Origin of the sequence: Leptospira wolbachii serovar Codice str. CDC (assembly GCF_000332515.2) — a bacterium.
In the GTDB taxonomy this organism is placed as follows: domain Bacteria; phylum Spirochaetota; class Leptospiria; order Leptospirales; family Leptospiraceae; genus Leptospira_A; species Leptospira_A wolbachii.
In genome coordinates, this window is record NZ_AOGZ02000016.1 from 51,759 (window position 1) to 69,708 (window position 17,950).

The 17,950-nt window shown below is 41.3% G+C and carries 16 protein-coding genes; 12 read left to right on the top strand and 4 right to left on the bottom strand.

The window, feature by feature from the left end; genetic code table 11:
* Positions 1-211: 211 nt before the first annotated feature.
* Together LEP1GSC195_RS17675 and LEP1GSC195_RS17680 are read right to left on the bottom strand one after the other, a co-directional pair.
* Positions 212-1,033, bottom strand: a complete 822-nt coding sequence (locus tag LEP1GSC195_RS17675; RefSeq protein ID WP_015682845.1) for a ParB/RepB/Spo0J family partition protein — start codon at positions 1,031-1,033, stop codon at positions 212-214.
* Positions 1,017-1,769, bottom strand: coding sequence for a ParA family protein (locus tag LEP1GSC195_RS17680; RefSeq protein ID WP_015682957.1), 753 nt, complete (start codon positions 1,767-1,769; stop codon positions 1,017-1,019). The genes LEP1GSC195_RS17675 and LEP1GSC195_RS17680 overlap by 17 nt, the downstream gene beginning before the upstream one ends.
* Positions 1,770-1,999: 230 nt before the next feature.
* Between LEP1GSC195_RS17680 and LEP1GSC195_RS17685 the strand changes: the two genes are divergently transcribed.
* A complete protein-coding gene (locus LEP1GSC195_RS17685; protein ID WP_015682836.1) occupies positions 2,000-3,316 on the top strand; it encodes a helix-turn-helix domain-containing protein in 1,317 nt (438 codons plus the stop codon).
* Positions 3,317-3,318: 2 nt separating this feature from the next.
* On the top strand, positions 3,319-4,317 hold the full coding sequence (locus LEP1GSC195_RS17690) for a hypothetical protein (RefSeq protein ID WP_015682834.1): 999 nt from the start codon (positions 3,319-3,321) through the stop codon (positions 4,315-4,317).
* A 22-nt stretch (positions 4,318-4,339) separates the two neighbouring features.
* Here the strand turns inward: LEP1GSC195_RS17690 and LEP1GSC195_RS20070 are convergent, their stop codons facing one another.
* Positions 4,340-4,636 carry a hypothetical protein gene (locus LEP1GSC195_RS20070; protein WP_232227852.1) on the bottom strand — a complete coding sequence of 99 codons (297 nt, stop codon included), beginning with the start codon at positions 4,634-4,636 and terminating at the stop codon, positions 4,340-4,342.
* Positions 4,637-4,846: 210 nt separating this feature from the next.
* On the opposite strand from LEP1GSC195_RS20070, the gene LEP1GSC195_RS20075 reads away from it, so the two are divergent.
* The 9 genes from LEP1GSC195_RS20075 to omp85 all read left to right on the top strand — a co-directional run bounded on the left by LEP1GSC195_RS20075 (position 4,847) and on the right by omp85 (position 15,351).
* On the top strand, positions 4,847-5,269 hold the full coding sequence (locus LEP1GSC195_RS20075; protein WP_084597435.1) for a phosphatidylinositol phospholipase: 423 nt from the start codon (positions 4,847-4,849) through the stop codon (positions 5,267-5,269).
* A gap of 868 nt (positions 5,270-6,137) precedes the next feature.
* Entirely contained in the window at positions 6,138-6,353 is a 216-nt protein-coding gene (locus LEP1GSC195_RS19890) for a hypothetical protein (RefSeq protein ID WP_083901925.1), read from the top strand.
* 250 nt (positions 6,354-6,603) lie between these two features.
* Positions 6,604-7,851, top strand: a complete 1,248-nt coding sequence (locus LEP1GSC195_RS17705; RefSeq protein ID WP_332248645.1) for an MBOAT family O-acyltransferase — start codon at positions 6,604-6,606, stop codon at positions 7,849-7,851.
* 8 nt (positions 7,852-7,859) lie between these two features.
* On the top strand, positions 7,860-9,380 hold the full coding sequence (locus LEP1GSC195_RS17710) for a hypothetical protein (protein WP_015682925.1): 1,521 nt from the start codon (positions 7,860-7,862) through the stop codon (positions 9,378-9,380).
* 36 nt (positions 9,381-9,416) lie between these two features.
* Positions 9,417-10,466 carry an aspartate-semialdehyde dehydrogenase gene (gene asd / locus LEP1GSC195_RS17715; RefSeq protein WP_015682968.1) on the top strand — a complete coding sequence of 350 codons (1,050 nt, stop codon included), beginning with the start codon at positions 9,417-9,419 and terminating at the stop codon, positions 10,464-10,466.
* 14 nt (positions 10,467-10,480) lie between these two features.
* A complete protein-coding gene (locus LEP1GSC195_RS17720) occupies positions 10,481-12,484 on the top strand; it encodes a hypothetical protein (protein WP_015683050.1) in 2,004 nt (667 codons plus the stop codon).
* 4 nt (positions 12,485-12,488) lie between these two features.
* On the top strand, positions 12,489-13,922 hold the full coding sequence (gene pyk, locus LEP1GSC195_RS17725; RefSeq protein WP_015682999.1) for a pyruvate kinase: 1,434 nt from the start codon (positions 12,489-12,491) through the stop codon (positions 13,920-13,922).
* 33 nt (positions 13,923-13,955) lie between these two features.
* Positions 13,956-14,618 carry a DUF5982 domain-containing protein gene (locus LEP1GSC195_RS20080; RefSeq protein WP_015683049.1) on the top strand — a complete coding sequence of 221 codons (663 nt, stop codon included), beginning with the start codon at positions 13,956-13,958 and terminating at the stop codon, positions 14,616-14,618.
* Positions 14,593-15,351, top strand: a complete 759-nt coding sequence (omp85, locus tag LEP1GSC195_RS20085) for an Omp85 family outer membrane protein (RefSeq protein ID WP_015682859.1) — start codon at positions 14,593-14,595, stop codon at positions 15,349-15,351. Before LEP1GSC195_RS20080 ends, omp85 begins: the two co-directional genes overlap by 26 nt.
* Positions 15,352-15,522: 171 nt before the next feature.
* Here omp85 and LEP1GSC195_RS17735 read toward each other — a convergent pair whose 3' ends face one another.
* Positions 15,523-16,260 (bottom strand): pirin family protein, encoded by a 738-nt coding sequence (locus LEP1GSC195_RS17735; RefSeq protein WP_015682909.1) that lies wholly within the window; start codon positions 16,258-16,260, stop codon positions 15,523-15,525.
* 108 nt (positions 16,261-16,368) lie between these two features.
* On the opposite strand from LEP1GSC195_RS17735, the gene LEP1GSC195_RS17740 reads away from it, so the two are divergent.
* Positions 16,369-17,949, top strand: a complete 1,581-nt coding sequence (locus LEP1GSC195_RS17740; RefSeq protein ID WP_015683012.1) for a methyl-accepting chemotaxis protein — start codon at positions 16,369-16,371, stop codon at positions 17,947-17,949.
* Position 17,950 lies beyond the last annotated feature (1 nt).

Sequence of the window (17,950 nt, forward strand, 5' to 3'; positions counted from 1 at the left end):
TGTTCCAGGGGAATTTTTTTATATTTCGGGTTGGGATACTACAGATCCCCCGTCTCTTGGATCTACAAGAAACGCCTGCTCAAACTCAAATCACTTTTATTATGTCACATTATTGTCGGATTCCGGCAGATGTCAAGTTCGTACAGCATTTTTCCTCAGCTGTACACTAAATTTTTTTCCTAAGTACTTGACTGCTTAGTACTTGTTTGGGTTACGCCGTGTCCCCGTATTTTTTTACCAACTCTTTGCGGATGAATTTGTAGATGTCTCCCAGTAAAATTTCGTCGTCCGACAAAATTTGAATTCCGGTTCCCGTTCTTCGAATTTTATAACCAGAAAAAAGTGAGTTCTTTGCTGTGTTTGGTTCGCCTGATTTGACTTGTTTGTTGAAGTCTTTGGCATCTCTGACAGTCTTCAGTGCCCCTTTATGGAATAGGGTTAAAAAATCGTCGAGGCTCCCTTTTTTGGCGGCTTGTGCGGCTTGGACAAGAAGGTTCTTATTGTAGATTTCGTTTTTTTTGCATTTGTCGAGGTCTTCTTTTGACATCGAGGTAATGGAGAGAACTTCCGTCATATAACTGCGACTTTTCCCAAAAAGGTCACCTAACTCCTGGTCGGTGTAGTTGTGGGAATTTTTGAGAAAGAGTAGGGCGTCCACCTCCTCATAGGGGGATAGGTTTTCCCTTTGCAAGTTTTCTATGACAGCTAATTTATAGATTTCTTTATCGGGGCGGTTTAGGATCTTACATTCGATTTCGGCCCAACCGAGGGACTTAGCTGCATGGTATCTTCTTTCTCCAGCAATGATTTTATAATGGCCTTCCCGTTCTCCCTTGGAGACGATGATGGGTTGTAAGAGACCATCCGCCTTTAGGGTTTGCGCAAGTTCCTCGATCCCTTTTTTTCTCTCTTGTCTTGGTTGGTGTTCGGAGGGTAGGATTCTGTCCATACGAATGGTTCGAATCGTCCCATCCAAATTTTCCGCTTGGTAGATGTCGGCGAGTGTTCCGAGGCGTTTACTTTTTAAGCTCATTTAAAACCTCCTCAATAAAACCTTCATACTCTTGAGACTGGCGCGAGGTCCTGTTGTAATCAAATACAGATTTTTTCGCCAGATGGCTTTCTCCGATGGCGACACCATCTGAAATCGTATGTTCGAAGATTCTGAAGTATTTGGTCAAAACTGGGAGGATCGTTTTTGTAAGTAGGGTCTGAGGTTTGAGTTGGGTGATGAGGGCCCCGAGAATTTCCAACTCTGGATTGATTCTTTTTTTGATCGAAGAAATCGTCTGCTGTAATCCCATAATTCCGTCCATGGAGAACTTCTCTGCTTGGAGGGGGATGAGGACAAAGTTTGCGGCCACGAGACTGTTCACCGTGAAGATGGAAAGTGAGGGGGGACAGTCAATGATGACAAAATCAAATTCTTTAATAGCGGCAAGAGAGTCTCTTAAAATATAGGGAGCTTCTACGGAGTTTACAGATACTGTTTCCATTTCCGCCAAGCGCATGCTAGACGGGGCTACCCACAAATACTCGTTATATGCCGGTGTGATGATTTCTTTAAGGTTGGCAGAATTTTGAAAGAGGTGAGCAAGGTCTTTCTCAACTGTCTCTGGGTTCAGAAAAATTCCAGTGGAATTGGCCTGAGGGTCCATATCAATGAGTAGGGTCTTAAGATTGCGACGGGCCAACCCCATGGCAAGATTCAAAGAAGTAGTCGTTTTTCCTTCTCCGCCTTTTTGGTTTGCAACTGCGATGGTGATCATCTATCTCTATTTTCCCTTCCCAAATGGTATGCTTTCCTGCCGAAAATTTGGGATCAATTGTATTTTTAGAATGGAGCAAAAAAAGGATTTTTTGGTCTCTTCCCTCTTCATTGTCGGACATCCGACATACTGAAAATTAGCAAAAACTATCTCCTTTCTTTTGGTCGGACATCCGACATTCAAATAGGTACGTACTTGACAAAGTGATTAAATTTAAACAGTTTCATAGCATGCCTTCTCAAGCCATTTCCCTACTTGCCTCCGAAAGAACTGGCAAGGACTGGATGGATTCTGTCCTTCCTATTTTGTGGGATGGGCTATGTACCGAGCTTGGTTTCTCCGCTGGTGTGGTTGTCCTGAAAGTTGAGGATGAAGATTCTTTTTACGAATCAGCCAGTTTCGGATATGGGGAGGATGGCTTTTATTACTCCTTTTTAAACAGAGGTTCTTTGCATTGGGAAGAGCTGATGCACTCTCAGGAGCCTGTCTTTTTTTCTGGTTCAGAGTTTGAATTGTTTGGCAAAAAAACAAATGCGATGGCCATTCGGATCCGATCCGGACAAAAAGAAATTGGCTTTCTTCTTGCTGAAATGGAGGAATCCCTTTCTCTTCCGGCGGGAATTTTCCTCACCTTCCTTGCGGAAAAAATTGGGAATGAGTGGGGGAAAACTCAGGTCCATCTAAAAGGTAAAGAGGTAGCAACTTCAGAAAATTCCCATTCTTTATACCGTTCGGAAATTCCTAATTTAGAACTAGCTACTGTGGAATTTACAAAGCAAAAAATCCTTACCATCCTCGGTCCCTCCGGTTCTGGAAAGAAGACATTGGCAAAATGGATCCACCAGACTCAACTGCCGGGTGCACCCATTCTCGTGGTAGAATCCTTGCCTGATCATTTTGGAAAGCTGGAGAAGGCTCTCTCTCTTTGGGGTGAGGAGTCAAGGTCCGGAAGTTTGGTTCTTGTCGGGATCCAAACACTCAATTTAGGCCAGCAACAAATCCTATCAGATTGGTGGTCCAAATCTGGATATTCCGGGTCTCTATTTTTGCTAGGGCCAGAGGAAATGGACCAAGAATTATTGCCTGAATTTGAAAGATTTTTACGAAAAAATTCGTTGGTACTACCATCCCTCAGGTTCCTTCCCAAAGCAAAATTGCAAACTTTGGTTCAGGCCATATTTGAAGAATTGTGCGATTCTCAGAACCGGTTGGGTTTGCAATTAGGGGCAAATAGTTTGCAGGAATTGGTATCTAGATCTTATTCGGAAAATTTTACGGACTTACGAAATGCAATTCTCACAGGGATTTTGACCTGCAGGACAAGCCGAGTGGAGCCTGCAGATTTGGAACCTGGAAAATTCAAGATGGATTTAGAGATTCCCGATGCGGAAGATTTAGACTTGCGGCGTGGAACAGAGGCTTTAGAAAGGCAGAAGATTCTTCTGGCTATGCGGATCTTTTCTGGCAACCAAATCCGGATGGCAAAGGCCTTAGGTATTTCGAGGGGATCCCTCCAATATAAAATGAAACAACTTGGTTTAATGTAAAGATGGATGATACTGTATACGAAGAACGGAAAACCCCTGCCGGTTTTCTCGTCAAAGTCCGACTTTCCAAGCTGACCTACGTTGTTTTTACTGATTCCGGGCCAGAAGTTCCCAAAGGTGCCAGGAACAATTCCATTGTTGTCAATGTTCCCCGCGTAGGTTTTTTTGGAGACGATTTTGATGTTTCCCACTTCCATTTGGGCGAACTTTCCTTTGTCAATGTCAAAGCCGGGAAACTCGTCATCCCCTACCAACATGGATTTTCCAACGAAATCAAAACTATTTATTTAGGGACGGGGAGCCTAAGTGACGTCCTACCGGTTGTCATCTATCATTACAAGAGTAAGGAAGATTTGATGGCGGCTTGGGAGAGGGGAGAACATGCCCAGTTTTTGGTGGTCGATGAAGAGATCCCAAGATCGGACATGGTTTCCTTCAAGATCCGCTACCCAAGTATGAATATCCTTGTGATCAAAAAAAGGATCAATACTTCTGCGGAATCTCAGTCCCCAAAAACTGACGAATCCAAAGACAAAGGCGTGGTCGATTACGACAAGGTCCGAGCGACCGATGTTGCCAAAAACCAAAACCTCAATACTTATAGCGAAAACCCGGTATTTTTGGCAAGGATCCACCTTCGGGCTATGGAGCTAGATAAAGTAAAACAGCTCCTTTTGGATTTCCACCTCTCTTCAGATGACGTCATGTTCATTCGAACCTTTCTGGATGTGATGATCAAAAACGAACTAAAAAAACCAGAACTAGATGTGGTCAAACCTCAGCTCATTGCCATGACGGAAGCCTTTCGGTTGGCGGTTCTCATTTTGGAATATCGCGTGGAAGATTTTGAAAAAGAATTGGATTTGGGATTTTCAAAAGAGATCTCCCACATGATCTACGCCCTTCTTGCGAAGGAGCAGGAGACTGCCCAAGACCTCGAACATGAAATCGTTCTCTGGGAATGGAAACTCCGGGTGCGTTCGCAAATCATCAAAAAATAGCCAAAATTTCCTAAAAAATGCTTTATTTTTCTATGATTTCAGTGAAAACTGAGGTCAATCCTATGTTTTTCTTGGAAAAAATAAAAATTCTGGCACAAAAGTTGCAAAAGGGAGCCCTTCTGGGTTTGCTTTCCGTATTTTTTATTTTTCCTGCGGTGGGTCTTTTTGCAAACGAGGCCGACCTTCCTGTCATCATTCCGGCAGACGAACTTCTCACTCCGATCGAACTTCGAGATGGTTTGGTTTTTGAAGTGGTTGTGGAACCTGAAACAGAATTGGCTTTCGGAGCCTCTTCTTCTTCCGAAATAGATGAAGCCATTTTTACTCTTCCCTCGGATTCGAAAGGTTTAAACCTGCATTCATCTGCTATGACTTTTATTTCAGAGCAGGTTCCATCGGGAGATTTTGAAAATCTGTCCCAAAGCAAAATCTCAAGGCTCTACACCTTACCTCCTGTTTTTGAGAATGGCCGGAAGCATTTCTCTGTAAAATCGATTGCCAGCCTAGGACTTTTTGGTTTTCTGGGGATATGTCTCAGCCGAAGCGAGTTGCCTTCCAAAAATTTCTCAATGCTATGCGAAAACTCTCTACCGAAGTCAATGACTCGGAGATCTGCAAACGATTGGAAATTCTTATGGCAACCAGTAAGGACGACCTCCCTTTGGCACTCGTCAATCAGCTCCTCCAGGACGCTAAAAACTTCGATCCTAAGGCCATCCATGAGCCGTATACCCAATATGTCCGACATTTCATCTATATGGTTAAACGAAATGGAAGGGTCCCCAGTGACCTTGCAGGAGAAGAGGATAAATCTTCCGGGGATCGCTCTGGGCACAAACCAACAAGAAAACAGCCTGCTAGCAGTAGCAAAACCAAACGCACTACATCTAAATCCTCAAGCCCTGTAAAGAAGGGAAAACCTTCCTCTAAATCTACTTCTAAAAAGTCCTAAATACTGTAAGTTTACCTTTTTTGTACCTTTTCCTGTGGTGCACACAGGAAAGATTTCAATAAATCTATTCCGAGAAGACATAATCCAAATCTTTCTAGTGTTGCCCATTTTTAAGCATTTACTGGGAATTCTTTAGAAAGAGGCATGCATTGACCAGAGAGTAGCTTCAAATCTCAAACAAATTGACCAAATTTAGGCAATTGCCAAGAATATCGCCTCAAACCATAACTGTCCATCTACGGCCACCTAACCTCTGCTTTGCTTATCTCGGTTGTTCAATTCCCGGCACCTACTGTTCGCTCTTGGGCAACCAATCTAGGGCATGCCAGCCTTTGGGCGGTCAATCTGAAGGCATATACCATTTTCTGTCTCCGGCCAAGAATTGAGCAAAGAGAGTAGGCATTTGTTAATATTTGAGTCCAAGGCTTACATAAGGCCAAAGCCCAGGCCTACCCAAGCTAGAGGGCGGGTAATATGGCGAAATTAGGGCAGTTCCGATTTGAAGATGGTTTCCGTATCCTTGAGCCAATCCCTGCGATTTATTTGCAATTTAACGAATTGGCAAAGCATTTTGCTCCTTTCCTGTATCGGACGCCGTATAACCCATGGAACAATATTTCGCTATAAGGAAAACAAAGGGAACGGCCGCAAGAGACCAATTCCCGGCAGATAGGCACAAACCCGCCTGTGGGTCGGCCCAAAATTCACGGGAATGGTTCCTGATGCCCAGGATGCTGCTTTTTGAGAGGAATCGTCTGTTTTGGTGCCAAAATGTCATGTGTATAAAAAATTCATCAGCATGTAAAAATGGCAGCAGGCTGAATAGTGGTTGCCACCTCGCCACCTTAAGCCCAACGTTCTTTTTATTATGGCGGAAACGATACGGCTAAGGGTGAAATGCCATGCCTGCTCCAATTTGATTGAAGGAACGGCAAAATATGGGTCTGGGCACTTTGTCCCAGAAGGAATAGTCTTTGATTTTGTGGCCGTTGGGAAAGTAGAAGGTGCGCAGGGACGAAGAGTTAAGGCGGAAGTCACTTGCACCTGCCCTAATTGTGGAGTCAAATGCAAGTACAATGTATAATTGATTAATAATAGTCATTTATATGCTCTTTAATTCAGCAATTTTCGCTCTCTTCCTTACGATGGCGTTATTCGGTTGGTCGCTATTGCGCACTTTTGCGCTTAAAAGTCGGCAGATATTTGCTATTGTTTTCCTGCACTATCGATTGATTTTAATCATTTATTTGCTTAGTATAAGCGCATTTTTCTATTGTTTCTGGAATCCAGTTTATTTTCTGTTGTTGGTTTGGGTTGCTTTTGTTGATTTTTCGGTGGCGAAACTCCTCGGTTTTATCCGTTTTGTTGGCTTACGTCGCCTCCTTCTATTGATTTCGCTTGGGAATAGTCTCGGAATCTTATTCTTTTTTAAGTATGGTCACTTTATTGCTGAAAATTGGGCATATATATCTGGCTTCGCGGTGGCCAATTCCAGTTTTTGGAGCGATTGGCTGCTTCCTGTGGGAATATCTTTTTACACCTTCCAATCCATATCTTATGTTGTTGATGTATACCAAAGAGAACTAAATCCCGAACGAAATTTTCTCTCTTATTTACTTTTTCTTTCTTTTTTCCCGCAATTGGTCGCAGGTCCCATTGTCACGGCAAAGTCCTTTTTGCCTCAAATCCGTAGGCCTCTCCCCTTTTTGAAAACCCCCGTTTTTTTTGCCATTTTTCTCATCCTTCTCGGACTCTTTAAAAAGATGGTTCTGGCGGATCATTTGGCGGAAACTTCTGACTTTGTTTTTGGCCGTCCTGCGGATATTTCCACGAAAGCACTTTGGATCGGTATGTTTTCTTATTCTTTGCAGATTTATTGTGATTTTTCGGGTTATACTGACATTGCCCAAGGATCGGCACTTCTGTTTGGGTTTCGATTGCCTGAAAATTTTAGGATGCCTTACTTTTCCGACGGATTTTCGGAATTTTGGACTCGTTGGCATATTTCCCTTTCCCAGTGGCTAAAAAAGTACATTTATATCTCGCTCGGTGGCAACCGAATCGGCCCGATCTTTACTTATAGAAATTTATTTCTCGTCATGGCCATTGGAGGACTTTGGCACGGTGCTTCTTGGAACTTTGTTTTTTGGGGTTGTTGTCACGGAATTTTACTGATCTTAGAAAGAATGGCTCGGGGATCCAAGTTATGGAGTTTTCCTTGGTTGCGACCCTTTCGAATCCTTGGAACCTTTTTTACGGTGAGTTTGCTTTGGATTTTCTTTCGGAGCGTTGATTTTGAAAGTTCACTGTGCTACCTACAGGGTCTTTTTGTTAAAAACGATGGTTTTTCACTTCCTTATACAATGGAGATGAACTTTCTTTATTGTGTTTTCGTGATTTTCATAGGACATATACTTGGGATTTTTTATTTTTCTGACAACAAGCAGTTGTTAGGTAGGTTTGAAAAATGGCAGAATTCATTAGGAAAAACCGCTTTTTTGGGTGTTTTGGCATCAATTTTGATGATTATGATAGTTTTGTTTTCGGCCGATAGCAAACCTTTTGTGTATTTTGTATTCTAGGTAGGGAAATGAAACATCGGATATTATTTATATGCTTCTTTTTGATTTCATTATTTGCCCTAGACTTCCTAGTTTTTAAGAAACTTCAGTTTTGGTTGCCGAATGAATCTCCTTGGAACACCAACCATTTTTTTAATTTTTTGTACGAATACGAGAGAATTCGAACGCTACCCAAAACTAAAAAGAGAGTCATCATTGTAGGAAGTTCTGTCGCTTATTATTCCATTGATGCAGGTAAACTAAAGGAAAGTTTACGGAATGATTTCGATTTAGATGTAGATGTTTTTTATCTAGCGTATGCGGGAAATAGCCCACTCTATGTGTATCTTTTGCTAAATTGGTTGGATCCCTTAGAGCCAGATCTGGTTGTATACCCAGTCAATTTTATTGATTACAGGATCCACCGAACGTATGTTATGTTTCCTGAGGGTAGAAATGATTCCGTAGATGAGTCGGTTGTGGTGAAGGACGCTCTTACCTTTGGTGAGGCTCCACAGTCTCTTTGGATTTTTCCTTGGGAGACTTTGAAAGAAGTTGGTTCTTCGATGGACCTAGAAACTTGGTCTCGTTATGTACTTTCCTCTGGGTTTTCCTTTTATCGTTATAAAGATATATATCTGCAAAATTTGCAAAATTTAGTCCAACATCGTTTCGGACGTAATACCAGTTATCATGCTTATGCGGGAGTCCTCATTCCAGAAGGGATCAGTGGGCTTGGCTGGACTGGCCAACAATTTAGTTTTCTCCCCACAGAAAAAATGAAAAACAAGGGATTTTGGGTGGAAGTTACCTCTTTTCTTTTGGCAGGAAAACCTTGCCGGATGGAAATTTCGAATGGGAAAGCCAAACAGGAGATTGTGTTAAACAAGGCGGGATGGGTTCATCTGTATTTGGATTCAGAATTCTTCCAGGAAAAAAAGTTAATCACTATAAAACTCGAACGTACCTGGTTTGCAAACGAGGCCACGGGTGCCTATCTCGACTATCATTTCGATCCAATGGGAGTTCGGTTGGAACAAACCTTTGGTTTGGAAGAGGCAAGATCGGGTATCCAGTATGAACGTGAGCCAAGAACTGAAGACTTTCGGTATAGGAATATGAAAGAGGAAGAATACCGTAAGTACTTTCACTATCGATTGTTAGAGGGGTTGGAAAAACGACCAGGCATTGGGTACTTAGTTGCCTTAAAGTTGGCAAAAGAAAGAATTCGCGAGGAATCCTTTCGGCCTTATTTCCACTTTCGGTATCTCAAAAAAATTGCAGATCATTTTCGAGAACGGAATATATCTTTTTTACTCATCAACAATCCTGAAAACCCCATCTCACTGGATTGGTATGAAGATTCCCGGTGGTATCGGGATCACTTAACCTATTTGCAGTCTTTGGCGGGTGGGTCTGTCTATTATTGGGACATCCACCGAAGTTTGCCCATGCAAGGTTTCTCCGACTTCCATCACTTTACCTATATTGGAATGGAGCAAATGAATCCGATTTATGCTAAAAGAATTGGAAATCTCTTTCCGAAATAGGATGTTTTTCAATCCTTACATTAGATAAGGAATTTTATGGAAAAAATCAAAGTTGGAGTCCTGGGAGCAACAGGTTCCGTCGGTCAAAGATTCATTCAACTTTTGGAGAATCACCCTTATTTCACGGTGACTCATTTGGCAGCTTCAGAAAAAAGTGCCGGCCAAACGTATGGTGAGGTAATGAAATCTCGTTGGAAGATTTCCTCCGATATCCCTGCTTACGCTAAAGACATTATTATCTCTTTACCAAATCCCGAAGTGACGAAGGGCGTGCAACTCGTGTTCAGCGGTCTGGATGCCTCCATTGCAGGAGAAGTAGAAACTGCTTACGCAGAAGCGGGTGTGATGGTTCTTTCCAATTCTAAAAATCATAGAATGGATCCGAACGTTCCGATTCTTTCTGCGGAAGTAAATGCACACCATTTGGATGTTTTGCAATTCCAAAAGACCAAAGGAAAAATCATTACCAATTCCAATTGTACGATCATGGGAGTTACCATTTCTTTAAAGCCACTTATGGATGCTTTTGGACTGAAGTCTGTGATGTTATTTTCTATGCAGGCAATCTCTGGTGCGGGTTATCCGGGAGTTCCGACTATGGACATTCTTGGGAATGTTGTGCCTTATATTGGTGGGGAAGAAGACAAAGCCGAAGAGGAACCACAGAAATGTTTGGGAACGGTGAAAGACGGAATCATTCAGTCAGCAGATTTTAAAATTTCGGCTCATTGCAATCGAGTCCCGGTTTTTGACGGACATACAGTTTGTGTCTCTGTTTCCTTTGACAAAAAACCAAAAAAAGAAGAGATTCTTAAGGTTTGGGCCGATTTTCAAGGGGAACCGCAGAAATTGGGATTGCCGTTTGCACCAAATCCGGCTATTCTCTACCGCGAAGAAAATGATAGGCCTCAACCACGTCTTGATTTAGAGACAGGTAGGGGAATGACCACTGTTGTCGGAAGACTTCGGGAAGATCCAATCCTAGATTGGAAATGGGTAGTACTGTCGCATAACACGATTCGAGGTGCGGCTGGTGCTGCGATTTTGAATGCAGAGTTATTGTATAAAAAAGGATTTTTTAACTAAGGAACTCCCAAACCATGTTGGATCCAAACCTCCCGGAATTAAAAGTAATGGATTACACCGCCTGCCTCCAAAAAGTGCAGGCCATGGATTCACGGGGGGATTTTTCCTATAAAGGGATCTACAAAGTTTTACTTGTGATCTTTGAATGGACGGATAAGTTTTTACAAAACAAAGTTCTTCCCAATGTAGAACAAATTGAACGTGATAGTTCGATTGATCGTGATCGTACAGAAAACTATGTGATCGATCTAAGTTATAAACAGAATCCTGCCATCATTAGAAAAATGAATGTCCTCGAGTTCCATCCGAATGAACCAGGGGATCCTGAAAATCCAAAGACCTTTATCAAACACAATACTGTATTTGCAAGACCCACAACTTCTGATGGGGGAACTGCGTTTCGTTACGCACTGGGGCTCAATGAACTTTCTACTGCCGCCATTAAGGGCTGGTTTAACGAAAAAAGAAAGTACGTCGGTAAAGAAAAGATGCGTAAGGTCATCAAAGCAGCAGTTGATTCCAACAGGTTGTTTGATACCTATGCATCCACAGAAATTGGAAATTTGTTCCAATGTCCTTACGACAAAACAAAGGTACAGAAGGATGCAACCATCGTTATCCATTTGAAGCCCATTTTGAAACAGTTAGTAGACGATAAGATTCTGTTTTTCTTTCGAAACGATTCTGCATCAAGGCCTGCTAATAAAAGTGTATTTTTGTATAACAAGCCATCAGAAATTGCAGATCGTTATGATGGATACATTGATTATACAAAAAATACAATTTACCCTGCTTTGAAAAATTTAGGAGTCATGGGTGAAATCACCGAGGATTCATGGGAGTCACCACGGAATCTTTTAGTAGAGATTAAAGGGTATATGAATGATTCTTACGGAGACCAAAAAACCCTCATTGAAGAGTGTTTGGTTTTAAATGAGATCATTGAAAAAGATAAAGAAAGAGAAGAAAAACAGAAACGCAAACAACAGGTCGATGACTTGATGGCATTTTTAGCAGAAGCTGGCCGTATTGTTGAGGTCAATTTACTCCGAGTGAGTGGGGAGCCATTGACAGATGAGTTTCGGGCCACCCTTCTTTCGCAACCAGAACTTTTATACACAGAATATGCGGACAACAAAATATATAACGAGTTTATCCTTCATAAGTCGTGTATCCCCCAAGCCATAGAATCGGCTAAAAGAACTTTTCAAATCAAACATTCAGATTTAGAAATTCGAGTTTTGAACCAGATGAATGTCACTCTTCATTTGAATGATGAAAGCCCCAAGCGACTGTTAGAAGAAATCGAGGCCCAAAGTCTTTTCCAATTCCTGCCTTTTTTCACTAGGATATGGAGAATGATCATGGGGAGTATGGTTGTTCATAAATTTGAAATCCCTCCAATCAAAGCAAGGTTGCAACAGCAGCTAAATAGAGATTTAGCAAATCAAAAAGTTAAAAAAATATCTCAAGAGAAAGAACGTCTGGTAAAAGCTCGTTTGAAAGAACGAGAAGAAGCTGAGAAAGATGCTGAAAAAAAATCCAAACAGTCACAACAGACTGCTGCCTCTACGGCCGGTTTTAATGGGGGGGAAGAAGATTCTCCTGAACCTGTCAAACAGGGAAGTCCAGAAGAAGAGAAAAAATGGAAAGAATCCATTGAAGCAATCATTCGTATTTTAGATGAAGCTTGGGAGTTTGGAGTGTTTCCGGACCGCGAGTATGTGCTTTCTAAATTAAATGGGAAGTTTACGGAAGAGAATTTGATATTTTTTTTGAAGAAGTTTGGAGGAAAGGAAATCTATAGTTTTCCTATCCGAAATCAAAGAGAAAAGTTCCCCTGGCCGATTCTTATCTCTACTGGATACCTAAAACGGTATGGCAAAAAACTTTTAGATAAAGTTAGCGCAGAAAGTGACCGCCAACGAAGCGAAAAATTTCCGAACCAAGAGAAATTTGACATTGCGGAATCGCAATTAGAGTTTCTGAATAGAATCTTACCTAGATTGAAACCTTAAAATTATGCCTGCTATTGAACAACTAAGAGCTCGAAAAACAAAAATCGTTTGTACCATTGGTCCTGCGACTGCCTCCAAAGAAATGATCCGAAGTTTAGCTTTGGCCGGAATGAACATCGCAAGGATCAATATGAGCCATGGAGATCATGAGTTTCATAGAAAGGTCATTCGAATTATTAAATCTTTAAACAAAGATGAATTACACAAACATCCCATTTCTATCCTTCTTGATACCCAAGGGCCAGAGATTCGAACGGGAGATGTACAAAATGACCTTCATCTAAAAGTCGGTGAGACTTTTACTTTTCATATTATCCCTGGAATGGAAGCCGAGGCACAAAGTGTTTTTGTAAACTACAGAGATATTGTTAAAGATCTAAAAGTTGGAGATAAAGTTACTGTCGATAACGGACTTATCAACCTGGCAGTGCAAGAGATTCGTGAAAACGAGCTCGTTTGCACTGTGTTAGACGGCGGTAAGCTCGGTTCGAGAAAACATATCAATCTGCCTGGAATTCGAGTAAATCTACCGTCGATCACTCCGAAAGACTTAAAAGATATTCTTTTTGGTTTGGAAGAGGATATTGATTTTGTGGCTTTATCGTTTGTTCGTTCCCAGGAAGATGTAATCCAACTTCGTGGTATCATAGATGAAAAGAATCACCATGCACAAATCATCGCCAAGATTGAAGACCAAGAAGGCCTAAAAAACTTAGATGCCATCATTCGAGAGTCTGATGGCATTATGGTGGCGCGTGGGGATTTGGGAGTAGAGATCGAAATCGAAGAACTTCCCATTGTACAAAGAAGAATCATCAAACGTTGCCAAGAAGAAGGGAAACGTGTGATTGTCGCAACGCATCTATTAGAATCTATGATTCAGAATCCTTCCCCTACAAGAGCAGAAGTGACAGACGTTGCCAATGCTGTGTATGAAGAGGCTGATGCCATTATGTTGTCTGGGGAAACGGCAATGGGTAAATTTCCTGTCCGTTGTGTGGAATTGTTAGATAAAATTGCGCGTCGTATGGAGATGTCGATCAATCTTGGTCTTGCCGCACAAAGAAAACCGAAAGACCAAAAAGAAGAAATGGCTCGTTCGGCTGCGAATTTAGCAGATTCTATGCAAGCACATGCAATTATTGCCATCACTCGTCGGGGGATCACCGCCAATAATTTAGCATCTTTTCATCCTAAATATCCCATTGTTCATGCATTTACAAATATGACATCCGTTAGGCGAAAGCTCTGGTTGACAAGGGGAGTGATTCCCTACCGAGTGGATTTTTCTTCTGATCCAGAAAAAACAATCAAACTCGCCATCCAAACTCTCGTGAATAATGGATATCTCCAAATGGGAGAAAAAGTGGTAATTCTTTCTGATATTATCGCCGGTGAAGATCGAGTCGAAACCATCCAAGTCCGCGAAGTAAAATAATCTCCCATGCCCTTTCGGAATCTGATTTCCCTGTTGGTAACTTTATCAATAGGGATTTCCATTCCCTTATATGCAGAAGAAAGAAAATCCGATGTACCGGAATGGATCGGTGAGTTCAAAAAATTAGATGAGAAAGAACTTGCCAACAAAAAGGAAGGTTGGTATGCCACTGGTCTTCCTGACTTTAGAAATGATGCTGTGAACGGTTCGGGCCTTGGGGTAATCGCAAATATTTTTTATAACGGAACCAAAACCGATTCTTCGTTCAAATACACTCCTTACGAACATATGTTCAACGTGGGAATTTACCGAACCAATCGCGGAACTCAGAACAATTATCTAGCTTGGGATGCACCATACTTTGCGGATACAGCTTATAGGCTTAGAGCCTATGTAGGCCATGATGCTAGTTTTTATAATCAGTACTTTGGTGTGGGAACGGAAAGTCTGCAGCCACTTTATTTCAAAGATCGGAATATGGATGGAAGCCGGATTACCCGCAATGCTACTTTCTCCGATTTCGAAAATGCAAATTCCTATGCACGCAATCGTGGGCCAGGTAAAGAATTCACATCGAACCAACATTACCATGACTACCAATTTGAAACTACCTATGGACAATTTGCTCTGGATAAAACCATATTCCAGGTCTTTCGAGTTTGGGGGGGGAGTGGAGTTTTCGAAAAATTCCGTTAGGCGGTATGACGGAACTTCCTCTGTAGCAAGAGACCCCATAACAGGTATCAAAGTCCCGGCAGTGGAAGATAGTTCTAAAATCACAGAGGATGCGAATGCAGGGAAAATCATTGGTATCAATGGTGGGAATTTAAATTATGTGCGCGCTGGTATTGCTTACGACACAAGAGATTATGAACCGGACCCCGATCGTGGTTGGCTCATTGAATACAATATCAATAAAGCAGAAAGAACCATTGGATCTGATTTTAATTATATTAGACATTTTGCCCAAGCGAAGAATTTCTACCAACCCTTCCCGAAACTCTTTGAAGAGTTTGTCATAGCCCAACGTGTGGCTTTGACAAAAATTGAAGGGAATGTTCCCTTTTTTGAATATCGTTATCTATTTTCCATCGACGGTCCGTTTGGTGCTCTGGGAGGACAGAACACACTTCGTGGGTACAGACAGGAACGTTTTTTTGGCCCGGTGATTGGGTTCTATAATCTTGAGTTACGGTACCGTGTGGGAAGTTTTTCGGTTTGGGACCAGTTCATTCAGCTAAGCATTGTTCCATTCTATGATGTCGGTCGCGTTTGGGACAAACTTCACGATGTGAACACTTTGAATTACAAACATGCACGAGGGGTGGGGCTACGGATCATTTGGGACCAAGCTACTGTGATTCTATTGGATTACGCTTATTCCAAAGAAGACCAATTGTTTTATGTAGACATGGGTCATACGTTTTAGTTTTAACTCCTCTAGAAGATAGAGGTTAAAATCTAAAATTGGTCAGGGGAATTTTTAATCCTGGAAACAAAAACAATACAGAACAAAGAAATTTCGATCTCCTAAACTCTGTATTGGTTCCATCGAGAAGGAGAAACAAATGTTTTCTCCTTTTTTCGAATCTTTGTTTTCCTACTTCATCGGAACTTCAATCACAAGTAGTTCGGATTTCACTTCCGCACGAAATTTATATTCATCCTTTCCCCAATATCCCACGGCATCTCTCCGTTCCAAATTAGTATCTTCCACTTTCAGTTTCCCACTGATGAGGAAAGTAAAAATCCCTTGGCCCGGTGCATGGACTTGGTAAGAGAGTTCCTTTCCTGGATCTAAAGTTGCCAAAGAAAAGTAGGCGTCTTGGTTGATCCATACGGCTTCTTCATCGATGGGAGAAACTACAGTTTGGAACCGGTTGACCCTTCCTGCTTCCGAAAAAGTTTTTTGTGCGTACCTTGGTTCAATGCCTGCCACTTTCGGAAGGATCCATATTTGTAAAAAATTCACTTTCTTTTCACTGCTATGATTGAACTCCGAGTGAAGGATCCCAGAACCCGCAGACATAATCTGTACATCTCCCGTGCGGATGATACCATTCGTACCTGTACTATCCTTATGAGCCAACTCTCCAAAAAGTGGGATAGAAATAATTTCCATATTTTGGTGAGGGTGTGTTCCAAACCCCATACTTGGTTCGACAATGTCATCGTTCAGAACCCGCAATGCCCCGAAGTTTGTTTTTTCGGGATGGTGCCAATGGCCAAAACTAAAGGAGTGGTGGCTGTCCAACCATCCGAAGTTGACATGCCCACGCTCGGATGCGGGGTGAAGTTTTTTTTCTACGGAATTGCTGTTGGGTTTTAATGTTTCCATATTGAATAGTTTAATATCAAACTATATTTTGTCAAGAGAGTTTCCTCTTTCAGAGAGTAAAAAAAGAAAATCACTTTCCATTCGCTTTCCCTTCCCGATCATCATCCTATGTCGAGAACTAGTTTAGAATCAATAAAAACCAAAAAAAACTGGGTAGAGTTGGGCCCTGTGTATGTAAATCGGGTCAGGTTTCTTTTGGCAGGATTTTATATTATCGCAACCCTTGGTTCCTATAAAACCTCAACCACATTACAAACTACGAGTTATCTCGTGGGGATTACTTGTATGTTTTTGTATGGAGGTCTTCAGGCCTATCTATTCAAAAAGGAAAAATTACATCCATTTTTTCCTAAGGCACTCATCATTTTAGACATCACAGTTCTTTTTGCTGTCACTGCTTCTGGCCTAATGGGAGGTAGTGGGGTTGCTGCAGACTTAATTAAATCACCCACACTCTATGTGTTGTATTATTTTTATGTAGTTTATTCTGCGTTTTTATTTTCCAAACGAACTCTACTTATGAGTACCTACTATTCTGCTTTTTGTCTGATCTTAATTTTGGTAATTGGTTATACACAAGGGGTTGAGTATAAAGAGGTAGAGGGATTCCAAAGCCAAAAAAGTACGGTTGGTATCTCTAATGAAGTATTTAAAATACTATTTTTAATTTGTTTTGGGTATTTAACATCGGCAGTTTTAAATTTATTAAACGAAATCAAAAATGAGTCAGAAGACCGCCAAAAAATTGCAGAAACGGAAAGAATTACCTCAGACAATTTGAATCGTAACTTGGTGCAGGTTGGTTCTGAACTATTTAAAACTCTAAAATCGATTCGTGAAATCACAACTGATTTTAACGTTCAAATTGAATCACAAGACAAATCTATTCATGAATTGACGGAGTTTGTTTCTTCTTTTTCAGAAAGTATTCAAACTTCGGTGGACAATATTGGAAAACAACACAACCAAATTACTTTATTAAATCACAAGTCCGATACACTTAAACTTAGTATATCGGAAATTGGGACCGTTGTGGAAGAGTTGAATTCCAATATGAGTGATTTTCAAGATAGAAGTAACGTATTTTCTGGAACAGTTAAGAATTTAGAAGAAAGACTTCGCTCGGTGAACGAATCTCAAAAAGAGGTGAGTGAAGTGAATGATATTATGGCTGAAATTGCAGACAGAACCAATTTACTTGCGTTGAATGCCTCCATAGAAGCAGCAAGAGCTGGGGAACATGGACGAGGATTTGCTGTTGTAGCGCAGGAAGTGGCAAAGTTGGCAGAGAACTCGAATGAAAATGCCACTAAGATTAAGAAAATCATCACAACTTCCGACCGGTTCATTCAGGAAGGCACGGAATTGGCTTCCGTTTCTCTCAAACAAACCGAAGCACTACAATCAAAATATGAGCTTTTGAGTGAAGTCATTAAAACGGCGACGAATAAAATCAATTCTCAAAAGAATATTAATAATGAGGTGCTCGAGTCGTTAGATTTGATTGAGACGATTTCAAGAGAACTAGATCAGGAATCTAAGATCCTGAATAGAGACAAAGACCAGATGGTAGCTGTCGTTCAAAAAATGGATGAAATCAACCGGGAAGTGGTTATTAATGCTAGAAAAGTTGGTGAGAATACTTTAAGTTTGGAAAAACAAGCCGCAGATTTGGCAGTCGAACAATAAT

What these genes read in the sequence shown, in the direction of transcription:
- LEP1GSC195_RS17735 (WP_015682909.1), bottom strand. Translation starts at nt 16,260, where the DNA reads ATGGAAACATTAAAACCCAACAGCAATTCCGTAGAAAAAAAACTTCAC.
- LEP1GSC195_RS17680 (WP_015682957.1), bottom strand. Translation starts at nt 1,769, where the DNA reads ATGATCACCATCGCAGTTGCAAACCAAAAAGGCGGAGAAGGAAAAACG.
- LEP1GSC195_RS17710 (WP_015682925.1), top strand. Translation starts at nt 7,860, where the DNA reads ATGAAACATCGGATATTATTTATATGCTTCTTTTTGATTTCATTATTT.
- LEP1GSC195_RS20075 (WP_084597435.1), top strand. Translation starts at nt 4,847, where the DNA reads ATGTCTCAGCCGAAGCGAGTTGCCTTCCAAAAATTTCTCAATGCTATG.
- LEP1GSC195_RS19890 (WP_083901925.1), top strand. Translation starts at nt 6,138, where the DNA reads ATGGCGGAAACGATACGGCTAAGGGTGAAATGCCATGCCTGCTCCAAT.
- LEP1GSC195_RS17720 (WP_015683050.1), top strand. Translation starts at nt 10,481, where the DNA reads ATGTTGGATCCAAACCTCCCGGAATTAAAAGTAATGGATTACACCGCC.
- LEP1GSC195_RS17675 (WP_015682845.1), bottom strand. Translation starts at nt 1,033, where the DNA reads ATGAGCTTAAAAAGTAAACGCCTCGGAACACTCGCCGACATCTACCAA.
- pyk (WP_015682999.1), top strand. Translation starts at nt 12,489, where the DNA reads ATGCCTGCTATTGAACAACTAAGAGCTCGAAAAACAAAAATCGTTTGT.
- LEP1GSC195_RS17685 (WP_015682836.1), top strand. Translation starts at nt 2,000, where the DNA reads ATGCCTTCTCAAGCCATTTCCCTACTTGCCTCCGAAAGAACTGGCAAG.
- LEP1GSC195_RS17740 (WP_015683012.1), top strand. Translation starts at nt 16,369, where the DNA reads ATGTCGAGAACTAGTTTAGAATCAATAAAAACCAAAAAAAACTGGGTA.
- LEP1GSC195_RS20070 (WP_232227852.1), bottom strand. Translation starts at nt 4,636, where the DNA reads ATGGCTTCATCTATTTCGGAAGAAGAAGAGGCTCCGAAAGCCAATTCT.
- asd (WP_015682968.1), top strand. Translation starts at nt 9,417, where the DNA reads ATGGAAAAAATCAAAGTTGGAGTCCTGGGAGCAACAGGTTCCGTCGGT.
- LEP1GSC195_RS17690 (WP_015682834.1), top strand. Translation starts at nt 3,319, where the DNA reads ATGGATGATACTGTATACGAAGAACGGAAAACCCCTGCCGGTTTTCTC.